This window comes from Mesorhizobium sp. B4-1-3 (assembly GCF_006439355.1).
Classification (GTDB): Bacteria; Pseudomonadota; Alphaproteobacteria; order Rhizobiales; family Rhizobiaceae; genus Mesorhizobium.
In genome coordinates, this window is record NZ_VFTG01000011.1 from 1 (window position 1) to 23,292 (window position 23,292).

Here is a 23,292-nt window from a genome sequence, read left to right on the forward strand (position 1 = left end):
TTTTCCGTCCGGAATTGCGTAAAAACAAAGAGATAGAGCGGTTCGCCGTTTCCGTGAAACGGTGAAACGCTCTAGCGCCGGCCCGGCTCCCAACCGCCTCAGGGCTCGGGAACCACCGCCCATAGCGTCTTCGCAAATCCGCGCTTGTCGAGCTGCCACGACTTGCCGGCAACCGTCGCCTTGCCGCTTTGGCATTTGTAGGAATAGACGGCGTCGTGGCCCGTCGCGAAGGCCGGCACCGCGTCGTCATTGGGGTTGGTCTTGCAGAATTCATCCGCACCCGGATTGGCGCGCGCGGTATTCATTTTGGCGCAGGGCAGGTTGGCACCGACAAAGCAGACCAGCACCTTGCCGTTCATGCAGCGATAGCTGGCCTGGGTCTGCAATTCCGATTCCGCCGGCGTGCCCTTTGCGTCTGGAAACAGCGTCTTGAACGCCTTGACCGTACCGCCGTAAAGCTCGTGCGAATAGGGGCGGACCGTGTCGTCGTTCTTTACCTGGCGGCAGAGCTTGTAGAATTCTTCTCCAGGCGCGGCTTTGGCCGCCTCGGCGCTACCCGTGGCGACGAAGGCAACGGCCGAGAACCACGTGAGCGCAAGCAGGCCGATTGTCGAAAAGCGCAATGCACTCATCGTGATCTCCTTGGACGGACCGGAGCAAAGCGCGCAACAGGCCGTTAGACCAGATGGTAACATTGCAGGAGCGGCAAAGATGGCGCAACCCGTCGACAAACAGGAGCCCCTTACCTTCCGCTTCGCCGATGACGGGCTGGTGCCCAACCATCCGCGCTGGCCGATGCTCGTCTATCCCGGCGCGGTGCCACTGCCGGACGACGTCGATCCGGCTGCCGTCTTCGAGGACATTTTCGGTGCCAATGGCTGGGGCGGCAGCTGGCGCAACGGCATCTATAGCTTCGTCCATTATCACTCGCGCATTCATGAGGTGCTCGGCATCGCGCGCGGCTACGCCGAGGTCCGCTTCGGCGGCGACAAGGGCAGGGTGCTGGAGGTCAAGGCGGGTGACGTGGCGGTGCTGCCGGCAGGCACAGGCCACCAACGCCTGTCCGGCTCGGCTGACCTTCTGGTGGTCGGAGCCTATCCGCCTTTCGGCACATACGATCTGTGCCGCGGTCCAGAGCAGCATGCCGAGGCGCTGCGCGCCATCCCGACGGTCGGCCGGCCCGACAAGGATCCGCTCTATGGCGGCGACGGCCCGCTGCTGAGAGCATGGAGCGAAGGCTGAAATTGGCAAGGATCGTCGCCATCGAGCATCTGACGCTGGACGGTGTCTTCCAGGCGCCGGCGCGCTCCGATGAAGACACGCGCAACGGTTTCGGACATGGCGGCTGGGGGATTCCTGGCAGCGACCCGAAGATGCAGGAGGTCATCGGCCGCGCCATGGCCGGCGGGTGGTCGCTGCTCGCCGGCCGGACGACCTATGAAGACCTATACGAAGCCTGGGCTGTCCGTCAGCCGGCCAGTCCGATGACCGGGGCGCTGACCGGCGCGCAGAAATTCGTCGCCTCACACGACGCCGCGTATCAAGTTCGCTGGGAAAATTCGACGCTGCTCGCCGGCGATGCCGCCGAAGCAGTGTGCAAGCTCAAGCAAGATCACGACAGGACGCTTGTCATGTTCGGCAGCGGCAAGCTGCTGCGCGCGCTGATGCGGCACCGGCTTGTCGATGAGCTGGTGTTGATGGTCCACCCGCTGGTGCTGGGCGCGGGCTCGCGCCTTTTCGAGCCCGGACAGGCGCCCTCGGCGCTGAAACTGTCCAGCCAGATCGCGACCGCGACGGGCGTGGCGATCCTCACTTATGCATTCGACGGCAAGGCCGCGGCGGAGCGACCGGAGTAAGACCAGGCTGCGGCCTGGCGCCTACGGATAATGTGTCTTCTTCGGCGCGTAGGTTGACGGGTCGAAATCCAGTCCCTTCGGCAGCGGCTGGCTCGAGCACTGGAGATGTATCTGGCGGGCGAGCAGCCGCCGTTGCTGCTGCTCGTGCTCCTTGGCGGCTGCGACAAGCCCCATGCTGTAGGGGCCAACCAGCACGCCGAAGCCCCAGCCGGGGTGTTCCTTCTCACGTGCGGCGTAGTCCGAAGCCGCTGTGCGCGCCTGCTGGCATTCCGGCGACGCCCATTTCGGATCCTGCTGCGAAAGCGAGGCGCCATAGTCGACCGGAGAGGACACGCATCCAGCCACTGCCGCGCCCAGCGCGACGATCACAGCAATTCGCATCGTTTGAGTCCACGCTAATTTAGAGCGGAGACTACACGGAACGCGTCTTCGCACAAGCGAGAAGGTCTCGAAAGCGGATGGAAGAACCGATAGCCGCATCGCCGCGCTTCGAGCCGATGTTCCGGATTTTTTTCTGCGCTTCGTTCCGTTTCCACCCGCCAATTCGTCCTTGGTTCGTCCACCACAAAAGGGAGAGCCAGCAATGGCTGGAATGGTCGTTATCTATAAGCAGCCCGCTGACGCGAAGGCGTTCGACAAGCATTATTTCGGAACTCACATACCGCTGGCCAAGAAGATCCCGGGTCTGAGAAAATATGAGGTCAGCCAAGGGCCTGTCACCGTGGTAGCCGGACCATCCGATGTCTACTTGATCGGGGTGCTGCATTTCGACGATCTCGGCGCGATGAAAAAAGGAATGGCGAGTCCGGAGGGAAAAGCGGCCGGCGCTGATCGTCGGCTTTACGCGCTCGATGACTCGGGTGTTCAGATTTTCCTTTTCGACAGCATGGAAGTCTGAGCCCACCCGCCGCAGCTCAAAATTTCCGGCTGAGATAGGCCGATCCGCCGAGACCGAAGCGCCACTCGGCTTCCACGCCTTTGGTGAGACCGATCCGGCGTCCACTGACGATAGCGGCTGGATCGGTCTGCGAGCGCGCGAATTCGAAGGGCGGCGCGGCAAGCGAAAGCCCGTTATGCGAGGCGTCGATACCGAGCGCCTGGCAAAGCTTGCCGGGACCGGAGCAGAGTAGCCGGTCGTTGTCGGTGCCGCGCCGATCGCGCATCTTGCCGATGCCGGATTGCGGCTGGATCGCCCGGATCAGCACCGCGCTGCCCGGCAGGCACACCGCGTTCATGCACCAATGCAGGCCGTAGGAACGGTACACATAAGCCGTGCCGGGCGCGCCATACATCGGCGCGTTGCGCGGCGTGCGGCCGCGAAAGCTGTGCGAGGCGGGGTCGTCGGGCCGGTATGCCTCGGTCTCGACGATGACGCCGCCGACACCCGCGAGTGCAAGCGTCACGCCGATCATCTCGCGCGCGACGAGCGTGGCATCGCGCGCAAAGAAATCGCGCAGCGGACCGGATCCTCCGCTAGGCCGCATGGCGGTGGATACTGATCGGAAGGGGCATCTTCAGCGTGGAATCGTTCACCCCAGCAGATTACGCGCCGTGCGCATGAAGATCCGCGAACCGATCGGGATGAGGTCGTCCGGGAAGTCGTAGTCTGGATTGTGAAGCGACGGATGCCGCTCCCCGGCGCCGAGGAAGAACATCGCCGACTTCGCATTGTGTCCGAAAATGCCGAAATCCTCGGAGGCGCGCATCGGCAGCGTTTCCTCGCTGCGGGCGACGCCTTCCTCATCGAGCGCGCGGTTGAGATGCTCAACCGCATCCGGCGCGTTGACGCTGGCGACGAAGATTTCGTGATAGTCGAAGCGCACCGAGAGACCGTGCTTGGCGGCGATCCTTGCGGCAAGCGCCTCCGCGGCGGCGACCTGTTCGGCCATGCGCTCGTCGCGGCGGGTGCGCAGCGTCGCCCACACTTCCGCATAGCCGGGCGCAATGCCGAACACGGCTTCGCCCATCGCGCAATGGGTAACCGTCACCATGCCGAAATCCTCATCGGTGAAGGTCCCACGCCCGAGCGAAGGCAGCGCCGGCATCAGCTCGCTCACCGCCGACATCGGCGAGACGCCGGTTTCCGGCATCGAGGAATGTGCGGTCTTGCCCTCGAGCAGGATGCGCATGCCGCGCGAGGCGCAGTTGACGGTGCCTGCCTTGAGCCGCACCTCGCCGAACGGCACGCCCGGCAGATTGTGCAGCGAGAAGGCAAAGTCCGGCTGGATCTCGCCAAAGCGCGGGTCGGCGACGACCCCGGCCGCGCCATTGCCGGTTTCCTCCGCCGGCTGGAACATCAAGACGACGCGCCCGCGCGCCGGCCTCTCGCGCCCAAGCTGCCGGCCGAGCGCCGCCAGGATCGCGGTGTGCCCGTCATGGCCGCACATATGCGACTTGCCCGGCACCTCAGAGGCATGCTCGACGCCTGAAAGCTCCTCGATCGGCAGCGCGTCGAGCTCCGAGCGGAACAGCACCGTCGGTCCGGCCTGTCCGCTGTCATAGACCGCCGCCACGCCGTGGCCGCCGAGCCCTGTCAGCACCTTGTCCGGCCCGGTATCGGCGAGGAAATTCACCACCTCTTTCGCCGTCTTTTCCTCCTCATTCGAGATTTCCGGCTGGCGGTGCAGCTTGCGTCGCCATTCGGTGAGTTCGATGAGATCGCGGTTGGTCAGGGTCATGGACTGAGACTCCGGTTTGGGTTTCACGTCACACAAACACGATAGGTTTTTTCTCGCGCCGTGCCATGGCAATCAATTCGGATAGGCCATCGGCCTCCGCAAAATCAATGCCGCTATCTCCCCGCCTTCACCTGCGGTAGGTCGCGGCTGATCGGACGAAGGCCGACGCTCGTCCTGTCCGCCCGTAACGCTCTGCAAATGTCCGGAACCATTGCCCCATGATCCCGTCATGATAGGGAGCCGCTGCCCGGTTTCTCCCAGCTCCCGGCATCGGCCAGACTTAATCGAGAAATGCACCGTAAACCGCTGAAATCCTTAACACGATTTTCATTCCGCTCGCCTACTCATTGGAGACATGAAAAGGCGTGACGAGCGGCTGGTGGCGGGTCCCTCTTCCGAGGGGCGCAGCGGAGCCGTGGACGCTGGCATCCTGCGCGACCAGCTTACGGATCTGAGCAAGGGCGTTTTCATCTCGATGCCCATCGGCACGGTGCTCTCGGCTCTGATCCTGGCGGTGCAGCTCTTATCGGGCGGCAGCCTTGCCGCGGTGCTGTGGTTTATCGCGATCGCCTCGATCAACGGCGCGCGCGTCGTGCTTGCCGTCGCCCAATCAGGCGCGGCCGACGACAGGCCTCAGGCGGTGGGCGCCCGGCTTTCCCTTTATGGCCTGCTGGCGCTGGCTTCGGGCATCGCCTGGTCGCTTCTGGCGCTGCTGAGCGACGGATACACGACCAGCCAGGCGCCGCTCTACCTCATCGTGCTTGCCGGCATTTCGGCCGGCTCGGTCACCTACGGCAGCTCCTACGCGCCGGCTTCGATCAATTTCATCACCCTGCCGCTCCTCACTGCCGCCGGCTGCGTTCTTGCCAAGGGTGGCGTCGAAAATGACGTGCTCGCCTTCACGATCCTGCTTTTCCTCGGCGGCATGATCAGGAGCACGCTGCTCGGACAATCCCGCTTCCGCGAGACGAGCCGCCTCAAATACGAGGCGCGCGAATTCGCCGCCGAGATGGAACGCAACTCCAGGCGCGACCCGCTGACGAACCTGCTCAACCGCTATGGGCTGGAGCAGGCCATCGCCGAACTCGGCCCTTCCGACGGCCCGTTCGTGGCCATGCTGATCGACCTCGACGGCTTCAAATCCGTCAACGACACCTATGGCCACACCATCGGCGACGACCTTCTGGTCAAGGTGGCGCGCCGGATCGAAGACCATGCCCCTCAAGACGCCACGATCGCGCGCATCGGCGGCGACGAGTTCGTTCTGCTTTTCTCCGCCGGCAAATCGCAGCAAGCGGCCGGAGCGCTCGCCTCCGCCGTCATCGCGGCGATCGCCAATCCGGATCCGGAGTTGAATTCGGTGCGCGTCGGCGCCTCGATCGGCATCTACCAATCGGAAAAGCCGCGGTTGACCGAAATGCTGCTCAAGGCGGATTTCGCGCTCTACGCGGCCAAGCGCGGCGGCAGGAACGAATATTGCCTCTTCGAGGCCGGGCTGGACGCCGCGCTGGAACGCAAGAACCGCATCGAGCGCGACCTGCGCCGCGCCATCGAAGCCGGCGCCCTCTGCTCCTGGTTCCAGCCGCTGGTGCGGCTCGACACCAACGCGGTCGTCGGTTTCGAGGCGCTGCTGCGCTGGCATCACGATGTCCATGGCGCCATCTCGCCGCCCGAGATCGTCACCGCCGCGCGCGAAACCGGCCTGCTTTCGCTGTTGACCGAGACGGTGTTCCGCAACTGCTGCGCCATGATCGGCGAGCTCGTGAAGCACGGGCGCCGCGATGTCCGCGTGGCGATGAACCTTTCGCCGCGCGAGCTCGAGGCCGGCAATGTCGACGACATGATCCTGACCGGCCTGAAGACGAGGAATGTGCCCGCCGCCATGCTCGAGATCGAGATCACCGAGGAGGCGCCGGTCGACCGTGACCGGGTCGACGAAAAGGTCGGGCGCCTGGCGGATGCGGGCATATCGATAGTGCTCGACGATTTCGGCACCGGCTTCTCGACCCTGGTGTCGCTCAAGGACAGGCGCATCCGCAAGATCAAGATCGACAAGGATTTCGTGCGCGACCTGGCGAAATCCGTCGAGGACCAGGCCGTGGTCGAGGCGCTGATCGGCCTCGGCCGGACGCTGGGCATCGAGGTGATGGCCGAGGGCGTCGAGACCGACGCCGACCGCATGATCCTGCGCTCGCTGGGCTGCATGATCGGGCAGGGCTATCTTTTCTCGGCGGCGCTTCCGATGCCCGATGCGCTCGCCTTCGATGCGAGTTCCGCCACCGACGCCCTTTTCGAGCCGCGGCGCGCGCCCCAGAGCGGCAACGCCGCCTGATCGACACCGGCAAGGGCGGCAGGCAACCGGCATTGGAAGGACAGGGTAGCCGCGAAGGGCGGCGCCCGCATGAAACTTTTTGATTTTTGGGCCGTTGTGGCGCGATGCCCCCGGCCAAGCGCAAACCGAGACCGGCTGACAGCGCCACGCAGCGCGGCGCAAGCAAGCCGCCTCCGGCGAAGTCGCGCCATGAGAAGGCGCGCCAGCCGAAACCGCGTAGCGCGCCCAAGCAACGCCCGGACAATGCGCTGGAAGACAGGCCGCAAGAAGTCAAGCCGAGAGAAGAAAAGGCGCAACAAGAGAGGGCCCAGCGAGAGAGGGCAGGACCTTCGACCGACAAGAACGCTCCCGAAAAGCAGCCCACCGATGCTGCGCCGGAGGCCATCGGCCATGCCGGGTCGCCGCCGCCGGAGGCGATCGAGCCCGGTCCCGCGCTTTCGCCCGAAGAGGCCGAGCGGGCGCGCAAAAAATATCTGCTGCGGCGCTTCTGGATCAGCGGGCGCGGCTATTGGGGTTTTCATGGCGACAGGCTCGCCTGGCCGCTGACGATCGGGCTGCTCGCGCTGATCTGCGTCAATGTCGGGTTTCAATATGGCATCAACCGCTGGAACCGCGCGATCTTCGATGCGATCGAGCAGCGCGACGCGCATACCGTCTATTGGTTGAGCGCCATTTTCCTGCCGCTGGTCGCCGGCAGCATCAGCCTTGTCGTCGCCCAGGTTTACCTGCGCATGACCATGCAGCGGCGCTGGCGCTCCTGGCTGACCACGGCGGTCATCCAGCGCTGGCTGGCCAGCGGCCGCTACTACCAGCTCAACCTTGTCAAGGGCGACCACGCCAATCCCGAGGCCCGCCTGACCGAGGATCTGCGCATCGCGACGGAATCGCCGGTCGACTTCGTGGCCGGCGTCCTCAACGCCTTCCTGTCGGCCTCGACCTTCATCGTCGTCTTGTGGACCATCGGCGGCGCGCTGAGTTTTACGCTGAGTGGTTCCACAATCACCGTGCCCGGCTTCCTGGTCGTCACCGCGGTCATCTACGCGGCCATCACCTCGACCTCGATGTTCGCCATCGGCCGCCGCTTCGTCCAGCTTTCCGAGGACAAGAACCAGGCCGAGGCCGAGTTCCGCTACGTGCTGACGCGTGTGCGCGAGAACGGCGAGAGCATCGCGCTGCTGGGCGGCGAGGAAGAGGAGAACGCCGGCATCGACCGCACCTTCGCCGGCGTGCTCGGCCGCTGGGCGCGGCTCACGGGCCAGCACATGCGCACCACGCTGGTTTCGCAAGGCTCAAGCCTGTTCGCGCCAGTGGTGCCGGTGCTTCTATGCGCGCCGAAATTCCTCGACGGCTCGATGAGCCTTGGACAGGTCATGCAGGCAGCCTCCGCTTTCGCCCTGGTTCAGGGCGCTTTCGGCTGGCTGGTCGACAATTATCCCCGGCTCGCCGACTGGAACGCCTCTGCCCATCGCATCGCCTCACTGATGATGTCGCTCGACGGGCTGGAGCGCGCCGAGAAGAACGACAGGCTGGGCCGCATCCAGCGCGGCGAGACCAAGGACGGCGCCATGCTCAGCCTCAAAAATCTTTCCGTGACGCTCGACGACGGCACCTCGGTGGTGAAGGAAACCGAGGTCGAGATCGAGCCCGGCGAGCGCGTGCTGGTCTCGGGCGAGTCCGGCACCGGCAAGTCGACGCTGGTGCGCGCCATCGCCGGCCTCTGGCCCTGGGGCAGCGGCAGCGTCGATTTCCACCCGGGCAAGCGCCTCTTCATGCTTCCGCAGCGCCCCTACATCCCGTCCGGCACGCTGCGCCGCGCGACCGCCTATCCGGCCGCCGCCGACAACTGGAAGACGAAAGAGATAGAGGCCGCCCTGGACAAGGTCGGCCTCGGCTATTTGAAGGACCGGCTGGAGGAAGAGGCGCCCTGGGACCAGACGCTGTCGGGCGGCGAGAAGCAGCGCCTCGCTTTCGCCCGCCTTCTGCTGCATGCGCCCGACATCGTCGTGCTCGACGAGGCGACCTCGGCGCTGGACGAGAAGAGCCAGGACAGGATGATGCAGACGGTGGTCCAGGAGCTGCCAAGGGTCACCATCGTCAGTGTCGCCCACCGCGCCGAGCTGGAAGCCTTCCACACGCGAAAGATCACGCTGGAGCGGCGCGAGGGTGGCGCGCGGCTTGTGAGCGATGTCGAGCTGGTTTCGAGGAAGCGGAAGCGCGGGCTGTTCCAGCGCGCGCTGTGGGGGAGTAGCGCGAATGACAAAGGGTAGGGCCATTCTAACGTTGCACGTAATTGCGGATGGCGCCCCCCGGGCAGTGCTGCCATCCGCGATCTGGCACAACCTCCAAGCCGGCCGACAAGCTTGACGCCGCCCGGTACGGCGTCTGTAATCGCGACGAACCCGGCCGGCAGGAGGAACGCCCATGGAAAAGATCATCCTCGATTGCGATCCGGGGCACGACGACGCCATCGCCATCCTGTTGGCGGCCGGCAACCCGAACATCGACCTGCTCGGCATCACGACGGTCTCGGGCAACCACAATGTAGACACCACCACCCGCAATGCGCTCTCCACATGCACCGCCTACGGCATCAAGGTGCCGGTCGCTAAGGGCTCGCCTGGTCCCCTGGTCAGCGACCAGGTGCTGGCCGTCGAAATCCATGGCGAGACCGGGCTCGATGGTCCCGAACTGCCCCCGGCCTCTTTCGAGCTCGACGGCCGGCATGCCGTCGACTTCATCATCGACACCGTCATGACGCATGAGCCGAAAACCGTCACGCTGGTGCCGGTCGGCCCCTACACCAATATTGCGCTCGCCGCCCGCAAGGATCCGCGCATCGTCGGGCGGGTGAAGAAGGTGGTCGCCATGGGCGGCAGCTACACGCGCGGCAACATCACGCCGGCGGCCGAGTTCAACGTCTATGCCGACCCGGAGGCCGCGGACGTAGTGTTCCGCGCCGACTGGGACGTCACCATGGTCGGGCTCGACCTCACGCACCAGGCCTTGGCCACCCCTGGGCTGCAGGACAGGGTGCGCGCCGTCGGCGGCTCGATCAGCAAATTCATCCTCGATATCTGGGAGTTCATCGCGACGACGCATGGCGGCCTCTTGCAGATCGCGTATCCCGCTGTCCATGACGCCTGCTGCGTCGCGGCCATGATCGACCCGAGCGTCTTCACCACCGAGAAGGCCGACATCCGCGTCGAGATCGCCGGACGTTGGACCAAGGGCATGACGGTGTGCAATTTCGAGAAAATGGGCGGCATGCGCCATTTCGGCGGCACGTCGAGCGAGCAGGTGAACTTTCGCCACACCGTGGCAATGAAGCTCGACCACAGAAAATTCTGCGACCTCATCGTCGACGCGGTCGAGCGGCTCACCAGCAGGAAGGCATGAGCCGCCTCGCAATTTCAAAACGGGTATAAGCAGTGAGGCTGGCGCCTAGGCATAGCCTTCCGTCCAGAATTGCGTAAAAGAAATATTTGGGTCCGTCGGTTCGATGAAATGCCGGACCGTTCCGAAGGCTACCGGGAGCGGCAGCCGCAGACGAACATCGAGACGGACGTCGGTCGGGAGCGGCCCATCCGCTCGGGCGAAAATGGAGATCGCGGGAATGGAGCGCCGAGCCCGCGCGTTCCTGCGGCATTACCGGCGGCGGGCAAAGGAGGATAGGACATATTGAAGGGGGTTGCGGTTTTAACCGAGGGAAGAAGCGGTTCGAACTGGCTTGGAAGTCTCACCAATGCGACGGGCGTCATGGGCCGCTCAGGAGAATGGCTGAAGCAGCTCCATCTCGGTCCGGAACCGCGCAGATACGATGTGCTCGAGAAGACGGTGATTCGCGAAGCTTCGACCGCCAACGGCCGCTTCGCCATCAAGGTGTTTCCGCGCCATCTGAGCTGGTCGAAGGGCAAGTGCGGCAAGGACTTCCTGCTGGAAGTTCGAAAGAACAACGATCTGGGCTTCATCCTGCTCGAACGCCGCGATCGGCTCAGGCAGGCTATTTCGTTCTACCGCGCCAGCGTCTCGCTCTTGTGGACAAGCCGCGACAAGGGAGCCGAATCCCCTGTTCCCTACAGCTTCGCCGGCATCAGCCAGGCCTTCTTTCAGATCGAGCAGAGCTACGCGTTCTGGCGGGCCTATGTGGATCTTTCGCAATTGCCTCACCGGCATTTCTTCTACGAGGATCTGTTGCCGGAACCGAGGCCCTATCTCGATGCCGTCGCCGAATTGCTGGATGTTCCGGCGCCGGCAACCGTGCCGGTCTCTCAACTCAGGATCCAGCGCGATGACCTGACCGAGGATTGGGTGGCGCGCTTTCGGCAGGAGGCCGCGATGAAAGGCGCCATCGAGGCGATCGAGGAGGCGCCGGTGCCGCGCACGCTGGAAAATTTCGCCCGCATCGCCCTGAAGCGGCCTTTGAACAGGCGGCGCTTCTGAGCGCCGCCGGAACAGCGCTGGAGACAAGCCAACCATGCTTCGGCTAGACTGAGCCCGATGCGTGATCATCGAAGGGAAGCGTCGAAATGAGCGAAGTCAGGCCGCTTTCGGAGATCGCCAGCTATCACGCCCACATCTATTACGGCGATGCGGCTGAGCGCCGGCAGGCCGAATGGCTGCGCGAGCGCATCGGCGAACGTTTCCGCGTGCGCCTCGGCAACTGGCGCGACGAGCCGGTCGGCCCGCATGCTGAGGCCATGTACCAGGTCTCCTTCGCCACCGAAATCTTCGCCACACTGGTGCCCTGGCTGATGTTGAACCACGGGGGCCTGAGCATCCTCATCCACCCCAACACCACCAACCCCAAGCGCGACCATCTGATCGACCCGATCTGGATCGGGCGCGCGCTGCCGGTGAAGGGCGAGGTGCTGGGGGAGGAGGATGAGGCAGAAGAGGCGCTGGAGGTGAATACGGCGCCGACGCTGGGGGTGTGAGGGGGCGTGACTTCAATGAGGTCACCCGCGTTCCTCATCGTCTGTCAAAATCGCGCCCTGCTATGGACCTTAAAAGCTCATACAGCTCGACGCGGCTTAAGTTTGCAGAAGCCGATTCAGCCAAATAGTCAAAGTTAACGAGCAAAGCACAATTTCGCCGAGGGTTTAGCAGCAAGCAATCAGACCATACGTCATCTCGTTTCTCTATCGTTGATGCGTACTTGAGAAGCCAGTATATAAGCACCTGCCTGAAGTCGCCGGATACAAAATTCCTGTCCGTATGCTTAATTTCAATAAGAATGTTTCCCATCGAGAAGTCGCCGTTCCCTGATGCAATCCATCCGTATCCCGGTATAAAAGGGGATCGCTCCAGAGGGACGTCCAGGTATTGCGCTCTCACACTTGCCAGCATCTCCATTAAGTTGTGCGCAGCTAGCGCAGCGACGTCGATGTCAGACGGTTCGAGTTTGGGGGGTATCCTCGCGTCGTAGTGCTGGCTCTGGCGCCTTGCAGCTAGTTTGAGGCAGTCGTCCCATGTCGCCTGAGCTAGCCCATCAAGCACGAAATCGACGCGAGCCATCGCCACCTCGAACAGCATCGCTTTCTGCAGTCGGCTTTGTTCAATTAGCTCAATCGGGATTGCACCCAACTCGCGAAACGAAAACATTGTCTTATTCAGTGATGCTACTAACCCCCCCGATAATCGAGGGAAAAGGACGTCCAATACCCCGGGAATGTCCCGCGCAACGGTCCGTGGGTCTCTTAGGGGGAGCCTGCTAAGAGCCATTTGTCACCCAGGCTTCATAGCACGAAGCAAAAGTGGGCCCGACGTTCGGCTCAAAACCAAGCCGCCATTCCTGCGTCAACGTTCCCCGCAATTGACTTCTGGCATGTGCTCCATCATCCCCAAAGTTGCCGGCAGCAAGCCAAACCATTCTTTGCTCATCGGGGCCGAGATTTTGCCATTGATTCCTGAGGCGCATAAAGCTGGCGCGGTCACCCCAATGCCGCCAGCAATCGATGCAGGCACGTCTTACCGCCTGCGACGAAGATCCATCGTAAATACGTCGTACAAAACGACCGCGCACATCTGTTCGTCGAAAACGGATAGCTCTCAAATAATGTAGTAGGTTGGCTTCTGGCATAAGTAGATGCGATGCAGCCGCCGGCAATCTATCCAAGAGGCCATCGATCTGATCGAATACGGCGGCGAAATCTTCGTTCGCACGAACGGAATATACGCCGCGTAAAATTTTTGCCCACGATGCCCTAAAAGAATCTAGGTTCGCTACGTCTAATAGCGTTGCACAAAGTTGAGCGGCAACCGTAGGCTCCTGAAATTTTAGAGCTCGTCCTATTTGGGCCAAGACAAAGTTATCGGGCTGCGACTTCTGCTTCTCAATGTCCAAGAGGAATTGAATATCTATGGTTTCAAAAGATTTTTTCAATTCCTCATACTCGCTTCTCGATGCATCTGAGTAAGGGTCAAAGTGTAGATCAAGCTCCCTTAGCGCCGTGCTTGCATCTTCGCCATGACCGATTAGAGCAGAAATATAATCCATATAGTGCTTAGAACTTAAAATTGTTGTCTTAGTTCTATTGAGAGAAAGACCGTAGTCGGCAAGTGAATGGGACAGTGTCGAGAGCGCACGATAAGCGTCCTGTTGTGAGTCGCATATCAGTGTGAAATCGTCTACATAACGATGCCAAACTATACCGGCGTCGGAAAGAGACATGTCTATCGGAGACAGCATGACTTCCGCAAGGATTCGAGCGCATTGTCCTCCCACCGGTAATCCGAAGGATCGACCGGATGAGAGTTTGCTCAAAATCCGGCTGATTTGTACTGCAACTGTGGACCCTTCGGGACTCAGGTCGTTCAGGAGGTTTTCCAATCGGTGGTGGTAGATATGCTCATAGTAGCTAGATATGTCCGTTTGAACGACGACGCTGTCATCATTGTTCAAAGTTTCTTCCCGTAAGGTTGCTTCTTTATAGGTTCTCCACGAGCGGGACCTGTCAAAGAACGAGGGGAAGTCACGCACGTCGCGACAAAGTCGATAGGAATGCGCCCTGCCGCTTCGACTTCCTTCGTTTGCTTCGGCAATGGATAGCCCAAGGCCGTTGAGGTATAGATTCCAAAACGGATGTATTTTAGTGGTAATACGAAAACCGTGTGAACCAGAAGGCGCTAGCAGGCGTTCAGCGCCTACCGTAATCTCGTTCATGAAGGCGGCAGCTTGCTTTATAGGCTTGGAGTCAATAATCTTGAATAGTTCGAAGCAAATTCGCGAAATATCTTGTGCTTTGTCGCGAATAAAGCTGGCGTCTATATCGTAAGGGAGTGTATCGTTTTCGCCGCTTTCCCCGATCTCCAGCGCTGCCGCGAAGAAATTGCTCTCCTTGACGTCCAATATAGTACCCTCCGCGGCAGCCAGTTGAAGACTCTAAGAGCGCCTCACTCTCAACGGAATACGTTGCAATATTCATAGTGAAAGTCTAGTCACCTAGATGTAGCGATATTGCCGTTTTTGATCGCTGGTTTTTTGATCGGGTAGCTCCCAGGGCGGATCACTTTTTCAGGGAAGCGACGTCGCTTATTCGGGCAACTTACAGGCTGGTTGAAGCGCTTGAGTTGTCTTTTTCGCCGTGATGGACCCCGAACGCTATCTGCAAGACCTCATCTGGTATCACGCTCGCGATCTTTCCGGCAGGGCGGCTGAAATATCCCGAAAGAAGAGTGTTCAATCCGTTTGGGGTAGAGATTCTTTTGAAGGGGCTGGTGCGGTGCTACGGAGGTTGGCCAAGAAGGGATCTCTGGCGAAAAGAAAATAAGCAGAATGAAAGAACGAGAAATCCGGTTGAGTTCGACCAAAATTGATTGGGCAAGGCTCGCTACGAGGGAAAATTGATTCAATTAACGCGGGACCGCGCTCGCCGTACTGCTGCTTCGCCACCCCAGCCGCCCGCGGCAGCAGAAAATCTCCGCCCCCGGCGGCAATTCCTTTGCCCACGTATCCCGATAAATCACCTGATTAATTGCTAAGGCAATCCCCCGGTCGATCCATGGCTCGATGCCTGGATACTAATCCGCCAGCTTGCGGAACAGCTCCCTGATGTCCTTGGCCTCGATCTTGTGCCTGGCTTTGCCTCCGGCGACGGCGCTGAGCGAGCCCCAAAGGGTGCCTTCGACCTTGGTCCCGGCTCCCCCTCAATCCTCATCCTCCACCACGAACGACAGCGCGATCAGGTCGTCGACGTCGATGCCGCCATGGCCATTGTCCAGCACGTCCGCGACCTTTTGAAAGGCCAGCATGTCATCCATGCTGAGCTTGGCTTGCCTCAACCTGTCTTGCAAACCCGCCACCCTGGTTTCCAACGTCGTGGTGATCATGCTTGCCTCCGTTGCTGTCCAGGGCAGCGTTCCAGACGCTCAGCATCAGGCAGGTGAACACCACCGGCCCGATGAAAAGGCTGACCGCTATGCCCACGGCCGCCGCAATGCCCATGCGCTCCGCTTTCGCGGCAATCCCTGTAAGTCCGTCATCGGCCGGGATGAGATCGAGGATGGACAGATCGCGGAGCGCGCTGTTGTCGTTCGCGGGCATTTCGAACGGCTGTCGAAAAAGGAGCTGCTGCTCGGAGGGTTCGCGGGTGCTCATCCGCATAGGTCACGTCCCCGAGAACGCCGCCTTGGCGTGGCGTTCGAAGAGCGACAGCTTGGCCGAGTAGCCGAGCCTGAGCGTGGTCTTGCAGGCGTCGCATTGGAAGGTGCTAACCGCCTTGAACCACGAACCATTTCTAATGATCGGCTGGTGGCAACTCGGGCATTCATAGCGAAGACGGGCGTCCCGCAACTCATTGGAAATCGACATTGTTCACCTCTGCCCCGGTTCTTGTTCTTTCATCGGACGCCGGCCACCTGTGGGCAGGTGGCCGGCGATCCAGCCGGCTGACGGTGAAGGGACTGATTGCTCGTCAGCGCAGTCCTAATGAGATCACCGGGCTAATGTTTCACGCGAGGGACCAATGCGCCGGCGAATGGGACCTCAGTCGGATCGAGGGCCGTATCAGCGGAACCTAATGTCCGTCGCGCGCTTATGGCCACATGAGCAGGCGAGGTCTCGACTTTTTCGACAGATGGATGGCGGAGCATCTGCCCAACCTGCTGACGGATGACCCCGTCGCGGTGGCCGATCTCGCCGACGAGATGATGAAGGCGGCCGTGCGCGAAGGCATCGCGGCCAGCGAGATCAACGAGGAAGTCGACAGCGTTTTCGAGGTGATCTTCGAGGCGCTGCAGCATCGCGAAGGCAGTCTGGGGGAGAGCGACCAAGCTGTCTTCGACTTGCTCGCAGGACGCCTGGCAAGGGAAACCGGCATCACCCGGGAGCAAGCCGGCGAGCTGATCGAAACGATCGGAACCGACTGGAACTCGCTCGTTCGCGAAGCTCATTTTCTGAATGAGCAGGGCACATGAGCAAGCGTGGCGCGGCGTTCTTCGGCGGATGGATCACCGATAATGTGATGCGCGGCAATGTGGGCGCGGACATCGTCTCGGTAGCCGAGCTGACGGACAAGCTGTTCGCCGACGCCAGGGCGGCAGGTATCTCGGAGGAGGAGATCGAAGAGGAGATCGGAAGCGCATACGAGGCGATCCTGGCAACGATAGTTGGCTCCGGGCACAGCGGCAAACCGTGACGATCGGATGGCCGTCCATGGGAACATTAGCGCGCCCTAACGGTTCTCTCAGCAAGTGTCGCACACCCAGGTGGAACCATGGCCGAGTTGGCATTTGCTTTCGTGTATTATTCGGGCCTGACCGGGCACGACATGGTCGGCGCGGTCGTCTCTTTGACCGCAGGGCTGCTTCTCTATAACGTTGTGCACGAAGACCGGCCAAACCGATAGCCGCCCCAAATCCATAACCAGCCGATCAGCAAGCGGCCCGGCCCGAAAGCGGGGGGTGCCCACGGGCCGGGCCTGACCGGCGGGGGCACGGACTAGATACAGGGCACCGGCTGATAGTGCTATATCAGTTTTTGCTAAACTATTGCCATCCGAACGCAGGACGCTTTGATCTCCCCAAGGCTCATGGAGGGCCGCGCGTCCCCTTCACCCCCCAGCCAATCGCGGCAGCAGAAAAATCTCCGCCCCCTCGGGCAGCTCCTTGCTCCACGTGTCGCGATAGATCGTCCCGTCGATCGCCACCGCGATGCCGCGATCGATCCAGGGCTCGATGCCGGGATACTGTTCCGCCAGCTTGCGGAACAGCTCCCTGATGTCCTTGGCCTCGATCTCGTGCTTGGCCTTACCTCCGGCGACGGCGCTGAGCGAGCCCCAGAGGGTGACCTCGACCATTAGCCCAGATCCTCATCCGGGGGGGGATGTCAGCTGAAAAACGCTGCGCGCTTTTCAGCATTAGCCTTCCCGTTCCGCGTCCAGCGCCGCCAGGATCCGCGGCGGCGACATCGGAATGTGGGTCATGCGCACGCCCACCGCGTTCGACACCGCGTTGGCGATCGCTGCCAGCGGCGGCACGATCGAGGTTTCGCCCACGCCGCGCACGCCATAGGGGTGGTTGGGGTTGGGGATTTCCAGGATCTGCGTGTCGATCATCGGCAGGTCGGAGCAGACCGGGATGCGGTAGTCGAGGAAGCCCGCATTCTGCAGCCGCCCGTCCTTGCCGTAGATATACTCCTCGTTGAGCGCCCAGCCGATGCCTTGCGCCGCACCCCCCTGGTACTGACCCTCGACATAGGTCGGGTGCACCGCCTTGCCGGCATCCTGCACCACCGTGTAGCGGATCACACGGGTCGAGCCGGTCTCGGGGTCGACCTCGACGTCGCAGATATGGGTGGCGAAGGAAACGCCCGCGCCGTCGGCCACGAGCTCGCTATGGCCGGCGATTGGCCCGCCCGTCTTGCCGGAACTGGCGGCGATCTCCTTCAGCGACAGCGGCGACAGGTTGCCGTATTTCTCGCCCTTGGCGATGGCATGGCCCTTTTCCCAGACCACGTCCTCCACCGGGATGTCCCAGGTCTGCGCCGCGCGCTCGCGCAGGATCTTGATCGCGTTGCGCGCGGCCGAGATCGTCGCCATCGAGGAGGAGAAGGTGCCGCGGCTGCCGTCGGTCATGTCGTTGTAGCCGAGCGAAGAGGTGTCGGCGACGATCGCCTTGACCTGGGAATAGTCGATGCCGAGTTCCTCCGCCGCCACCAGCGACAGCGAGGCGCGGGAGCCGCCCACATCCACCGTGCCCACGGCCAGCGACACCGAGCCGTCCATGCCGATGTTGAGGTCGGTGCAGGTCTGGCCACCGAAATTGAACCAGAAGCCGCAGGCCATGCCGCGCCCCTGATTGGCCTTCAGCGGCGCCTTCATGTGCGGATGGTTCTTCACCGCCTCCAGCGTCGGCCCGATGCCGATCGGCCCGTAGACCGGGCCGTAGGACGAGCGAGTGCCTTCCTGCGCGGCATTCTTGATGCGGAAGTCCACCGCATCCATGCCGAGCTCCTTGGCGAGCTCGTCCACCACGCTTTCCACGGCGAAGGCCGCCATCGGCGCCGAGGGCGCGCGATAGGCCGCGGTCTTCGGCCGGTTCACCAGCACTTCGTAGCCGACGGTCTTGACGTTCTCGAGCTTGTAGCAGGCGAACGCCGTCATCGCGCCGATCTCGGCCCAAGAACCGGCATAGGGGCCGCAGCTGTAGCGCAGCGTCGCTTCCGCGGCGGTGATGGTACCGTCCTTCCTGGCGCCGATCTTCACGTCGATCGAGGTGGCGCTGGTCGGGCCTGAGGCGCGGAACACCTCGTCGCGGGTCATCACCAGCTTCACGGGACGGCCGGCCTTGCGCGACAGCGCCAGCGCCACCGGTTCGGCCCACACATGGGTCTTGCCGCCGAAGCCGCCGCCGATCTCCGACGAGGTGACGCGCAGCTTCGAGGCCTCCAGCCCCAGCAGCTGGGCGCAATGCTGGCGGTAGACGAAATGCCCTTGCGTGCAGACCCAGAGGTCCGCCGTGCCGTCCGCATTGACGCTCGCAACGCAGGCATGCGGCTCGATATAGCCCTGATGCGTCTGCTCGGTCTTGAAAGAGCGCTCGACGACGAAATCGGCCTCGGCGAAACCCTTGTGGACATCGCCATGGCCGAACTGCGTGCGCTTGGTGATGTTGGAGGGTTTTGCCGGCTTTTCCTCGAGGCCCTCGGTATAGACCTGGTCGTTGATCAGCGGCGCGTGGTGGTGCGCGGCCTCGTCGACATCGGTGATATGCGGCAGCACCTCGTAGTCGACCTCGATCAGCTTCAGCGCCTGGCGGGCGGTGCGGGCGTCGATCGCCGCCACCGCGGCCACCGCATGGCCGTCATAGAGCGCTTTCTTGCGCGCCATCGAATTGTCGAGAATGTCGTACATGGCGGCATCGCCGTCGGTGAGGTCCGGCAGGTCCTTCGCCGTGATCACCGCCTTCACGCCGGCGAGCTTTTCCGCCTTGGACGTATCGATGCTCTTGATCACCGCATGCGCATGCGGGCTGCGCAGGATTCGGCCTACCAACTGGCCGGCCATGTTGAAGTCGGCGCCGTAGCGGGCGCGCCCGGTCACCTTGTCGATGCCGTCGGGGCGGATCGGGCGCGTGCCGACGGATGCGAACTTGCGTCCTGAAAAGCGCGGATCGAAATTCATGGATCAGGCTCCCTTCATCACGTTGGCCGCGTCCTGGACGGCGCGCACGATCTTGTCATAGCCGGTGCAGCGGCAGAGATTGCCGGCGAGCCCGAAGCGGATTTCCTCCTCGGTGGGCGAGGGGTTTTTCGCCAGCAGGTCCTTCGCCGCGATCAGGAAACCTGGCGTGCAGATGCCGCATTGCAAGGCCGCGTGCTCAAGGAATTTCTGCTGCAGCGGGTGCAACTGGTCGCCATGCGCCATGCCCTCGATGGTCTCGACCTTGCGGCCCTCGGCTTCGGCGCCCAGCACCAGGCAGGAGCAGACCAGGCGGCCATCGACGATGACGCTGCAGGCGCCGCAGTCGCCGGTGCCGCAGCCTTCCTTGGCGCCGGTCAGGCCCAGGCGGTCGCGCAGCACTTCCAGCAGCGTCTCGTCGGGCTGGCAGAGATATTCGACGGCATCGCCGTTGATCGTGGTTGATACAGCTACACCGGCCATTATTTGCCTCCCACACGCTTGTAGGCGATAGCGGCGGCCCTTTGCGCCAGCACGCCCGCAACTTTCCGTCTGAATTCGATGGTGCCGCGCTTGTCGTCGATCGGCCGGCAGGCGCCGGAACAGATCTTGGCCAGCCGCTCCAATGTTGCTTCGTCGAGCTTGGAGCCGACCAGCACTTGCCCGGCTTCCTCGACCAGAAGCACCGTGGGTGCCGCGGCGCCCAGCGCCACGCGCGCGGTCTTGATCGCGCCGTGATCATCCAGCGTCAGGTTCACGCCGGCGCTCACCACCGCGATGTCCATCTCGGTGCGCGGAATGAAGCGCAGATAGGCGTCGCCGGCATGGTCAGGCCGCTTGTCGAGCAGGATCGCCTCGATGATCTCGCCTTTGGCGAGAGAGGTGCGGCCCGGCCCGGTAGGCACGGTTTCTACCGCAATGGTGCGCTTGCCCGAAGGCCCGGCGATCACCGCCTTGGCCCCCGCGGCCACTAGTGCCGGCACGCTGTCGGCGGCGGGCGAGGCGTTGCAGAGATTGCCGGTGATGGTGCAGCGGCCCTGCACCTGCTTGGAGCCGATCAGGTTTGCCGCCTCCACCACGCCCGGCCATGCCTTGCGGAGCGCCTTGTTCTCGCCCAGCACCGCGCAGGGCACCGCGGCACCGATCCGGAAACCGTCGGCCGTTTCGGTGACGTCGCTCAGGCCGCCTATGCGCTTGATGTCGACGATCAGCTCCGGCTCGATGAAGCCGCCCTTCATCCTCACCAGCAAGTCGCTGCCCCCGGCCAGGATGGCGGCCGGGCCTACCGCCTTGGCGAGCTCGCCAACGGCATCTTCGATTGAAAGCGGACGTATATAACGCATCGTCTCCCCTTGGTGATCGCTTTGTCAGCGACCGTTATAAAGCCTCTGGTTATAATGGCCATCCCGTTCGTGCATGTCGGGGTTGGGCCAGAGCCCTGTTCCAGATGCGCCCAGAGGGCAGGCCAGGGCGTCGTGGCCTCTTCCTTCTCCCCGCCACTATACGGGCAGAAGGTGCCCGAAGGGCGAATGAGGGGCGGCGCCGGCGTTGATCATTGCCCGTCCCCACCGCAAACCGCAAAACTGTTATTCGTCAAGCGATTGCCGTTCCCGATGTCCATACCGGCTCGAACGACACGTTGCGCAACCCGGCCTTGCGCACCCGCTCGACGAACACGTCATTGACGAAGACCGAGGAAGCCTGCATCGGCAGCTTGAACACTTCCGCCGTGCCGATCTTGGCGGCGTCGAAGGCGTATCGCTCGATCGTCAGGATGTCGCCGTCGTCGAACCGCACGATTTGCGAGCGCGCCTCGTCCAGCGCGTCGATCACATTGGTGACATTGAGCAGCCAGACCATCTCGCCGCGCAGCGCCATCAACTCGCCGTAAGGGCGCAACGCATCCGCCAGCGCATCGACGGCCGGCCGGCGCAACAGCGGCGCGTGCTCGCCGAGCCACGGGAAATCGGAATAGAGCCGCTCGCCTTCCTCGACGCGCCGCATCACCGGCGGCTCCCAGCCCTCCAGCGATCGTCCATCGAGGCTGAAGAACGCCTCGTAAGCGTCGTCGTCGACCGGCAGCACCCATTCCTGCCCCTCCGACACGGCGAATTGATGGATGGTCGTCATCGCCCGATGGCTCCGCTGGTTTTGTCCGAGGATCGCGGCTCCAGGCGGTCGCCGAAGCGCGGGCAAGCATGCACCGGCCCCGCGCGCCGTTCAAGGAAGCTCGAGCCTGATTGCGGAGCAGGCCGGCTTCGGGCCTTGTGCGGAACCGATCAACGGCCGACACCGGCAATATTGTTATCACAGCCAGCGGCCTGTAAGAGCGGGCATGACTTCCATTTCCCGTGTCGCCGCGCTCGCCATGCTGGCTCTCATCACCTTTGCAACGCTGTCGCCAATCCAGCTCCGGCCGCATCTGGGCGACGCCAACGTAGAACGCGCTTTGGCTTACATCCTGCTGGGGGTAGCCTTGGCGCTCGGGTTCCCGTCCCGGGTGATGCAGACGGTGCTGTTCGTTTGCGCGGTGGCCGGCGTTCTCGAGTTCCTGCAGCTGTTCGACCCTGGCCGACACGCGCGGGTTGTCGATGCCCTGCTCAAGGCAGCGGCGGGCGTCGCGGGGATTGTCCTGGGACGCTTCGTCAGCACGTTGGCGAGCCGCGCCGCCGAGCGACGCCAGGCTGCCCGCTCGCGGCCGAATGGTGTTGCGACCTCATGCACGTCGTATTCAGAGGGCTCGCCGCAAGGATTTCCGCATAGGCTGCGGTCGAACCATGGACGATCCCTGAAGTAGATGGCCAAGAAGTTCGCATTTTTGCTGGTGCGCGATTTCACACTCTCGCCGCTGTCGCTGTTCATCGACACGCTGCGGCTCGCCGGCGATGAGGGCGACCGCAGCCGCCGGGTCGAGTTCGACTGGGAGATCGTCGGCGAGCGCGGCCTGCCGATCCGCGCAAGCTGCGGCGTCGAATTGCTGCCGACGAAGGCGATCGGCAATCCAGAGGATTTCGACAATGTCGTGGTGGTCGGCGGCCTGCTCGACACCAGCCGCAGGCTGAGTTCGGAAAAGGAGGCGTTCCTGATGCGCGCCGCCGAAAAGGGCGTGCCGCTCACCGCGCTTTGCACCGGCAGCTTCGTTTTGGCGCGCTACGGCCTGCTCGACGGCTACAGCGCCGCCGTCAGCTGGTTCCACATCAAGGATTTTCGCGCCGAGTTCCCCGATGTGAGCGCGCATGCCGACAGCCTCTATTCCGTCGACAGAGGCCGCGCCACCTGCGCCGGCGGCACCGGTGCCGCCGACCTCGCCGGCTATTTCGTCTCGCAATTCATCGGCCAGAAGGCGGCGGAGAAGGCAGCCAAGATCCTCGTTCTCGACCGCATCCGCTCCAGCCGCGACGTGCAGCCGGTCGGCGATCTCTTCCCCGCGGCCGCGAGCCGCGCGGTGAAGCGGGCGCTGCTTTTGATGGAAAGCAATTTGCAGGAGACGCTCTCGGTCGCCGAGATCGCCGCCAGGATGAACTGCTCGCGCCGCCAACTGGAGCGCCTGTTCGGCGCCGAGCTCGGCATCGGCCCGATGGCCGCCTATCTGGCGCTGAGGGTCCATTACGCAAAGTCGCTGCTGGAAGGCAGCGACCTCGCCATCGGCGAGATCGCCTATCGCTGCGGGTTCCCCAATGCCGGCCATTTCAGCCGCGTCTTCCGCCAGCAGACCGGGACCACGCCGACCCATGTGAGGCATCCGAACCGGGCGTTGGCGAACGTCGCCAAATAGCGCTCGCAGTGCGCAATCTCGGCAGGGTGGCATC

Annotated in this window: 25 protein-coding genes; 12 read left to right on the plus strand and 13 right to left on the minus strand. The window is 62.8% G+C overall.

What is annotated here, in order from left to right:
* Window positions 1–98 precede the first annotated feature (98 nt).
* A complete protein-coding gene (locus FJW06_RS15810) occupies window positions 99–632 on the minus strand; it encodes a hypothetical protein (protein ID WP_140753173.1) in 534 nt (177 codons plus the stop codon).
* Window positions 633–711: 79 nt separating this feature from the next.
* On the opposite strand from FJW06_RS15810, the gene FJW06_RS15815 reads away from it, so the two are divergent.
* A complete protein-coding gene (locus tag FJW06_RS15815) occupies window positions 712–1,242 on the plus strand; it encodes a cupin (protein ID WP_140753174.1) in 531 nt (176 codons plus the stop codon).
* Between the two features lie 2 nt (window positions 1,243–1,244).
* Complete coding sequence (locus FJW06_RS15820; RefSeq protein ID WP_140753175.1) at window positions 1,245–1,856, plus strand: dihydrofolate reductase family protein; 612 nt, start codon at window positions 1,245–1,247, stop codon at window positions 1,854–1,856.
* A gap of 21 nt (window positions 1,857–1,877) precedes the next feature.
* Here FJW06_RS15820 and FJW06_RS15825 read toward each other — a convergent pair whose 3' ends face one another.
* Window positions 1,878–2,237, minus strand: coding sequence for a hypothetical protein (locus tag FJW06_RS15825; protein ID WP_140753176.1), 360 nt, complete (start codon window positions 2,235–2,237; stop codon window positions 1,878–1,880).
* Between the two features lie 202 nt (window positions 2,238–2,439).
* On the opposite strand from FJW06_RS15825, the gene FJW06_RS15830 reads away from it, so the two are divergent.
* The gene (locus FJW06_RS15830; RefSeq protein ID WP_140753177.1) at window positions 2,440–2,754 is read left to right on the plus strand and encodes an EthD family reductase; all 315 of its coding nucleotides are present in this window, start codon (window positions 2,440–2,442) and stop codon (window positions 2,752–2,754) included.
* A gap of 16 nt (window positions 2,755–2,770) precedes the next feature.
* Here FJW06_RS15830 and FJW06_RS15835 read toward each other — a convergent pair whose 3' ends face one another.
* Complete coding sequence (locus FJW06_RS15835) at window positions 2,771–3,340, minus strand: DNA-3-methyladenine glycosylase (RefSeq protein ID WP_140753178.1); 570 nt, start codon at window positions 3,338–3,340, stop codon at window positions 2,771–2,773.
* Window positions 3,341–3,385: 45 nt separating this feature from the next.
* Entirely contained in the window at window positions 3,386–4,534 is a 1,149-nt protein-coding gene (locus FJW06_RS15840; RefSeq protein WP_140753179.1) for an amidohydrolase, read from the minus strand.
* A 355-nt stretch (window positions 4,535–4,889) separates the two neighbouring features.
* Here FJW06_RS15840 and FJW06_RS15845 point away from each other — a divergent pair, with 355 nt between their 5' ends.
* From FJW06_RS15845 to FJW06_RS15865, 5 genes are all read left to right on the plus strand, one after another.
* Window positions 4,890–6,866 (plus strand): GGDEF domain-containing phosphodiesterase, encoded by a 1,977-nt coding sequence (locus FJW06_RS15845; RefSeq protein ID WP_140753180.1) that lies wholly within the window; start codon window positions 4,890–4,892, stop codon window positions 6,864–6,866.
* 104 nt (window positions 6,867–6,970) lie between these two features.
* Complete coding sequence (locus FJW06_RS15850) at window positions 6,971–9,133, plus strand: ATP-binding cassette domain-containing protein (RefSeq protein WP_140753181.1); 2,163 nt, start codon at window positions 6,971–6,973, stop codon at window positions 9,131–9,133.
* Between the two features lie 154 nt (window positions 9,134–9,287).
* Window positions 9,288–10,262: a nucleoside hydrolase gene (locus FJW06_RS15855; protein ID WP_140753182.1), complete on the plus strand. Its 975-nt coding sequence runs from the start codon at window positions 9,288–9,290 to the stop codon at window positions 10,260–10,262.
* A gap of 282 nt (window positions 10,263–10,544) precedes the next feature.
* Entirely contained in the window at window positions 10,545–11,306 is a 762-nt protein-coding gene (locus FJW06_RS15860) for a Stf0 family sulfotransferase (RefSeq protein ID WP_140753183.1), read from the plus strand.
* Between the two features lie 86 nt (window positions 11,307–11,392).
* Window positions 11,393–11,800: a DOPA 4,5-dioxygenase family protein gene (locus FJW06_RS15865; RefSeq protein WP_140753184.1), complete on the plus strand. Its 408-nt coding sequence runs from the start codon at window positions 11,393–11,395 to the stop codon at window positions 11,798–11,800.
* Between the two features lie 34 nt (window positions 11,801–11,834).
* Here the strand turns inward: FJW06_RS15865 and FJW06_RS15870 are convergent, their stop codons facing one another.
* The 4 genes from FJW06_RS15870 to FJW06_RS15895 all read right to left on the minus strand — a co-directional run bounded on the left by FJW06_RS15870 (window position 11,835) and on the right by FJW06_RS15895 (window position 15,675).
* Window positions 11,835–12,467, minus strand: coding sequence for a hypothetical protein (locus tag FJW06_RS15870; RefSeq protein WP_246674636.1), 633 nt, complete (start codon window positions 12,465–12,467; stop codon window positions 11,835–11,837).
* A gap of 109 nt (window positions 12,468–12,576) precedes the next feature.
* Window positions 12,577–14,214 carry an RNA-directed DNA polymerase gene (locus FJW06_RS15875; RefSeq protein ID WP_246674637.1) on the minus strand — a complete coding sequence of 546 codons (1,638 nt, stop codon included), beginning with the start codon at window positions 14,212–14,214 and terminating at the stop codon, window positions 12,577–12,579.
* A 903-nt stretch (window positions 14,215–15,117) separates the two neighbouring features.
* Window positions 15,118–15,468: a hypothetical protein gene (locus FJW06_RS15890; protein WP_140753188.1), complete on the minus strand. Its 351-nt coding sequence runs from the start codon at window positions 15,466–15,468 to the stop codon at window positions 15,118–15,120.
* 3 nt (window positions 15,469–15,471) lie between these two features.
* Window positions 15,472–15,675: a hypothetical protein gene (locus FJW06_RS15895; RefSeq protein WP_140753189.1), complete on the minus strand. Its 204-nt coding sequence runs from the start codon at window positions 15,673–15,675 to the stop codon at window positions 15,472–15,474.
* A gap of 269 nt (window positions 15,676–15,944) precedes the next feature.
* Between FJW06_RS15895 and FJW06_RS30560 the strand changes: the two genes are divergently transcribed.
* Both FJW06_RS30560 and FJW06_RS15905 read left to right on the plus strand, forming a co-directional pair.
* Window positions 15,945–16,280: a hypothetical protein gene (locus FJW06_RS30560; RefSeq protein ID WP_246674638.1), complete on the plus strand. Its 336-nt coding sequence runs from the start codon at window positions 15,945–15,947 to the stop codon at window positions 16,278–16,280.
* Window positions 16,277–16,501, plus strand: coding sequence for a DUF768 domain-containing protein (locus FJW06_RS15905; protein WP_140753190.1), 225 nt, complete (start codon window positions 16,277–16,279; stop codon window positions 16,499–16,501). The genes FJW06_RS30560 and FJW06_RS15905 overlap by 4 nt, the downstream gene beginning before the upstream one ends.
* A 414-nt stretch (window positions 16,502–16,915) precedes the next feature.
* Here FJW06_RS15905 and FJW06_RS15910 read toward each other — a convergent pair whose 3' ends face one another.
* The 5 genes from FJW06_RS15910 to FJW06_RS15930 form a co-directional block, all read right to left on the minus strand.
* Window positions 16,916–17,161 carry a MoaD/ThiS family protein gene (locus FJW06_RS15910; protein WP_095768248.1) on the minus strand — a complete coding sequence of 82 codons (246 nt, stop codon included), beginning with the start codon at window positions 17,159–17,161 and terminating at the stop codon, window positions 16,916–16,918.
* A 60-nt stretch (window positions 17,162–17,221) separates the two neighbouring features.
* Window positions 17,222–19,486 carry a xanthine dehydrogenase family protein molybdopterin-binding subunit gene (locus FJW06_RS15915; RefSeq protein WP_140753191.1) on the minus strand — a complete coding sequence of 755 codons (2,265 nt, stop codon included), beginning with the start codon at window positions 19,484–19,486 and terminating at the stop codon, window positions 17,222–17,224.
* Window positions 19,487–19,489: 3 nt separating this feature from the next.
* Window positions 19,490–19,966, minus strand: a complete 477-nt coding sequence (locus FJW06_RS15920) for a (2Fe-2S)-binding protein (protein WP_040980422.1) — start codon at window positions 19,964–19,966, stop codon at window positions 19,490–19,492.
* Window positions 19,966–20,826, minus strand: coding sequence for a xanthine dehydrogenase family protein subunit M (locus FJW06_RS15925; protein ID WP_140753192.1), 861 nt, complete (start codon window positions 20,824–20,826; stop codon window positions 19,966–19,968). Before FJW06_RS15925 ends, FJW06_RS15920 begins: the two co-directional genes overlap by 1 nt.
* Window positions 20,827–21,076: 250 nt before the next feature.
* Window positions 21,077–21,613, minus strand: a complete 537-nt coding sequence (locus FJW06_RS15930; protein ID WP_140753193.1) for a DUF1629 domain-containing protein — start codon at window positions 21,611–21,613, stop codon at window positions 21,077–21,079.
* A 205-nt stretch (window positions 21,614–21,818) separates the two neighbouring features.
* Between FJW06_RS15930 and FJW06_RS15935 the strand changes: the two genes are divergently transcribed.
* Together FJW06_RS15935 and FJW06_RS15940 are read left to right on the plus strand one after the other, a co-directional pair.
* Window positions 21,819–22,280, plus strand: coding sequence for a VanZ family protein (locus FJW06_RS15935; RefSeq protein WP_140753194.1), 462 nt, complete (start codon window positions 21,819–21,821; stop codon window positions 22,278–22,280).
* Window positions 22,281–23,258 carry a GlxA family transcriptional regulator gene (locus FJW06_RS15940; RefSeq protein WP_140753195.1) on the plus strand — a complete coding sequence of 326 codons (978 nt, stop codon included), beginning with the start codon at window positions 22,281–22,283 and terminating at the stop codon, window positions 23,256–23,258.
* Window positions 23,259–23,292: the final 34 nt, after the last annotated feature.

Bases quoted from the DNA above. Each gene is read 5' to 3' on its own strand.
- FJW06_RS15810 (WP_140753173.1), bottom strand. From the start codon at position 632: ATGAGTGCATTGCGCTTTTCGACAATCGGCCTGCTTGCGCTCACGTGG.
- FJW06_RS15815 (WP_140753174.1), top strand. From the start codon at position 712: ATGGCGCAACCCGTCGACAAACAGGAGCCCCTTACCTTCCGCTTCGCC.
- FJW06_RS15825 (WP_140753176.1), bottom strand. From the start codon at position 2,237: ATGCGAATTGCTGTGATCGTCGCGCTGGGCGCGGCAGTGGCTGGATGC.
- FJW06_RS15830 (WP_140753177.1), top strand. From the start codon at position 2,440: ATGGCTGGAATGGTCGTTATCTATAAGCAGCCCGCTGACGCGAAGGCG.
- FJW06_RS15835 (WP_140753178.1), bottom strand. From the start codon at position 3,340: ATGCGGCCTAGCGGAGGATCCGGTCCGCTGCGCGATTTCTTTGCGCGC.
- FJW06_RS15840 (WP_140753179.1), bottom strand. From the start codon at position 4,534: ATGACCCTGACCAACCGCGATCTCATCGAACTCACCGAATGGCGACGC.
- FJW06_RS15845 (WP_140753180.1), top strand. From the start codon at position 4,890: ATGAAAAGGCGTGACGAGCGGCTGGTGGCGGGTCCCTCTTCCGAGGGG.
- FJW06_RS15850 (WP_140753181.1), top strand. From the start codon at position 6,971: ATGCCCCCGGCCAAGCGCAAACCGAGACCGGCTGACAGCGCCACGCAG.
- FJW06_RS15855 (WP_140753182.1), top strand. From the start codon at position 9,288: ATGGAAAAGATCATCCTCGATTGCGATCCGGGGCACGACGACGCCATC.
- FJW06_RS15865 (WP_140753184.1), top strand. From the start codon at position 11,393: ATGAGCGAAGTCAGGCCGCTTTCGGAGATCGCCAGCTATCACGCCCAC.
- FJW06_RS15870 (WP_246674636.1), bottom strand. From the start codon at position 12,467: ATGTTTTCGTTTCGCGAGTTGGGTGCAATCCCGATTGAGCTAATTGAA.
- FJW06_RS15890 (WP_140753188.1), bottom strand. From the start codon at position 15,468: ATGCGGATGAGCACCCGCGAACCCTCCGAGCAGCAGCTCCTTTTTCGA.
- FJW06_RS15895 (WP_140753189.1), bottom strand. From the start codon at position 15,675: ATGTCGATTTCCAATGAGTTGCGGGACGCCCGTCTTCGCTATGAATGC.
- FJW06_RS30560 (WP_246674638.1), top strand. From the start codon at position 15,945: ATGGCGGAGCATCTGCCCAACCTGCTGACGGATGACCCCGTCGCGGTG.
- FJW06_RS15905 (WP_140753190.1), top strand. From the start codon at position 16,277: ATGAGCAAGCGTGGCGCGGCGTTCTTCGGCGGATGGATCACCGATAAT.
- FJW06_RS15910 (WP_095768248.1), bottom strand. From the start codon at position 17,161: ATGGTCGAGGTCACCCTCTGGGGCTCGCTCAGCGCCGTCGCCGGAGGT.
- FJW06_RS15915 (WP_140753191.1), bottom strand. From the start codon at position 19,486: ATGAATTTCGATCCGCGCTTTTCAGGACGCAAGTTCGCATCCGTCGGC.
- FJW06_RS15920 (WP_040980422.1), bottom strand. From the start codon at position 19,966: ATGGCCGGTGTAGCTGTATCAACCACGATCAACGGCGATGCCGTCGAA.
- FJW06_RS15925 (WP_140753192.1), bottom strand. From the start codon at position 20,826: ATGCGTTATATACGTCCGCTTTCAATCGAAGATGCCGTTGGCGAGCTC.
- FJW06_RS15930 (WP_140753193.1), bottom strand. From the start codon at position 21,613: ATGACGACCATCCATCAATTCGCCGTGTCGGAGGGGCAGGAATGGGTG.
- FJW06_RS15935 (WP_140753194.1), top strand. From the start codon at position 21,819: ATGACTTCCATTTCCCGTGTCGCCGCGCTCGCCATGCTGGCTCTCATC.
- FJW06_RS15940 (WP_140753195.1), top strand. From the start codon at position 22,281: ATGGCCAAGAAGTTCGCATTTTTGCTGGTGCGCGATTTCACACTCTCG.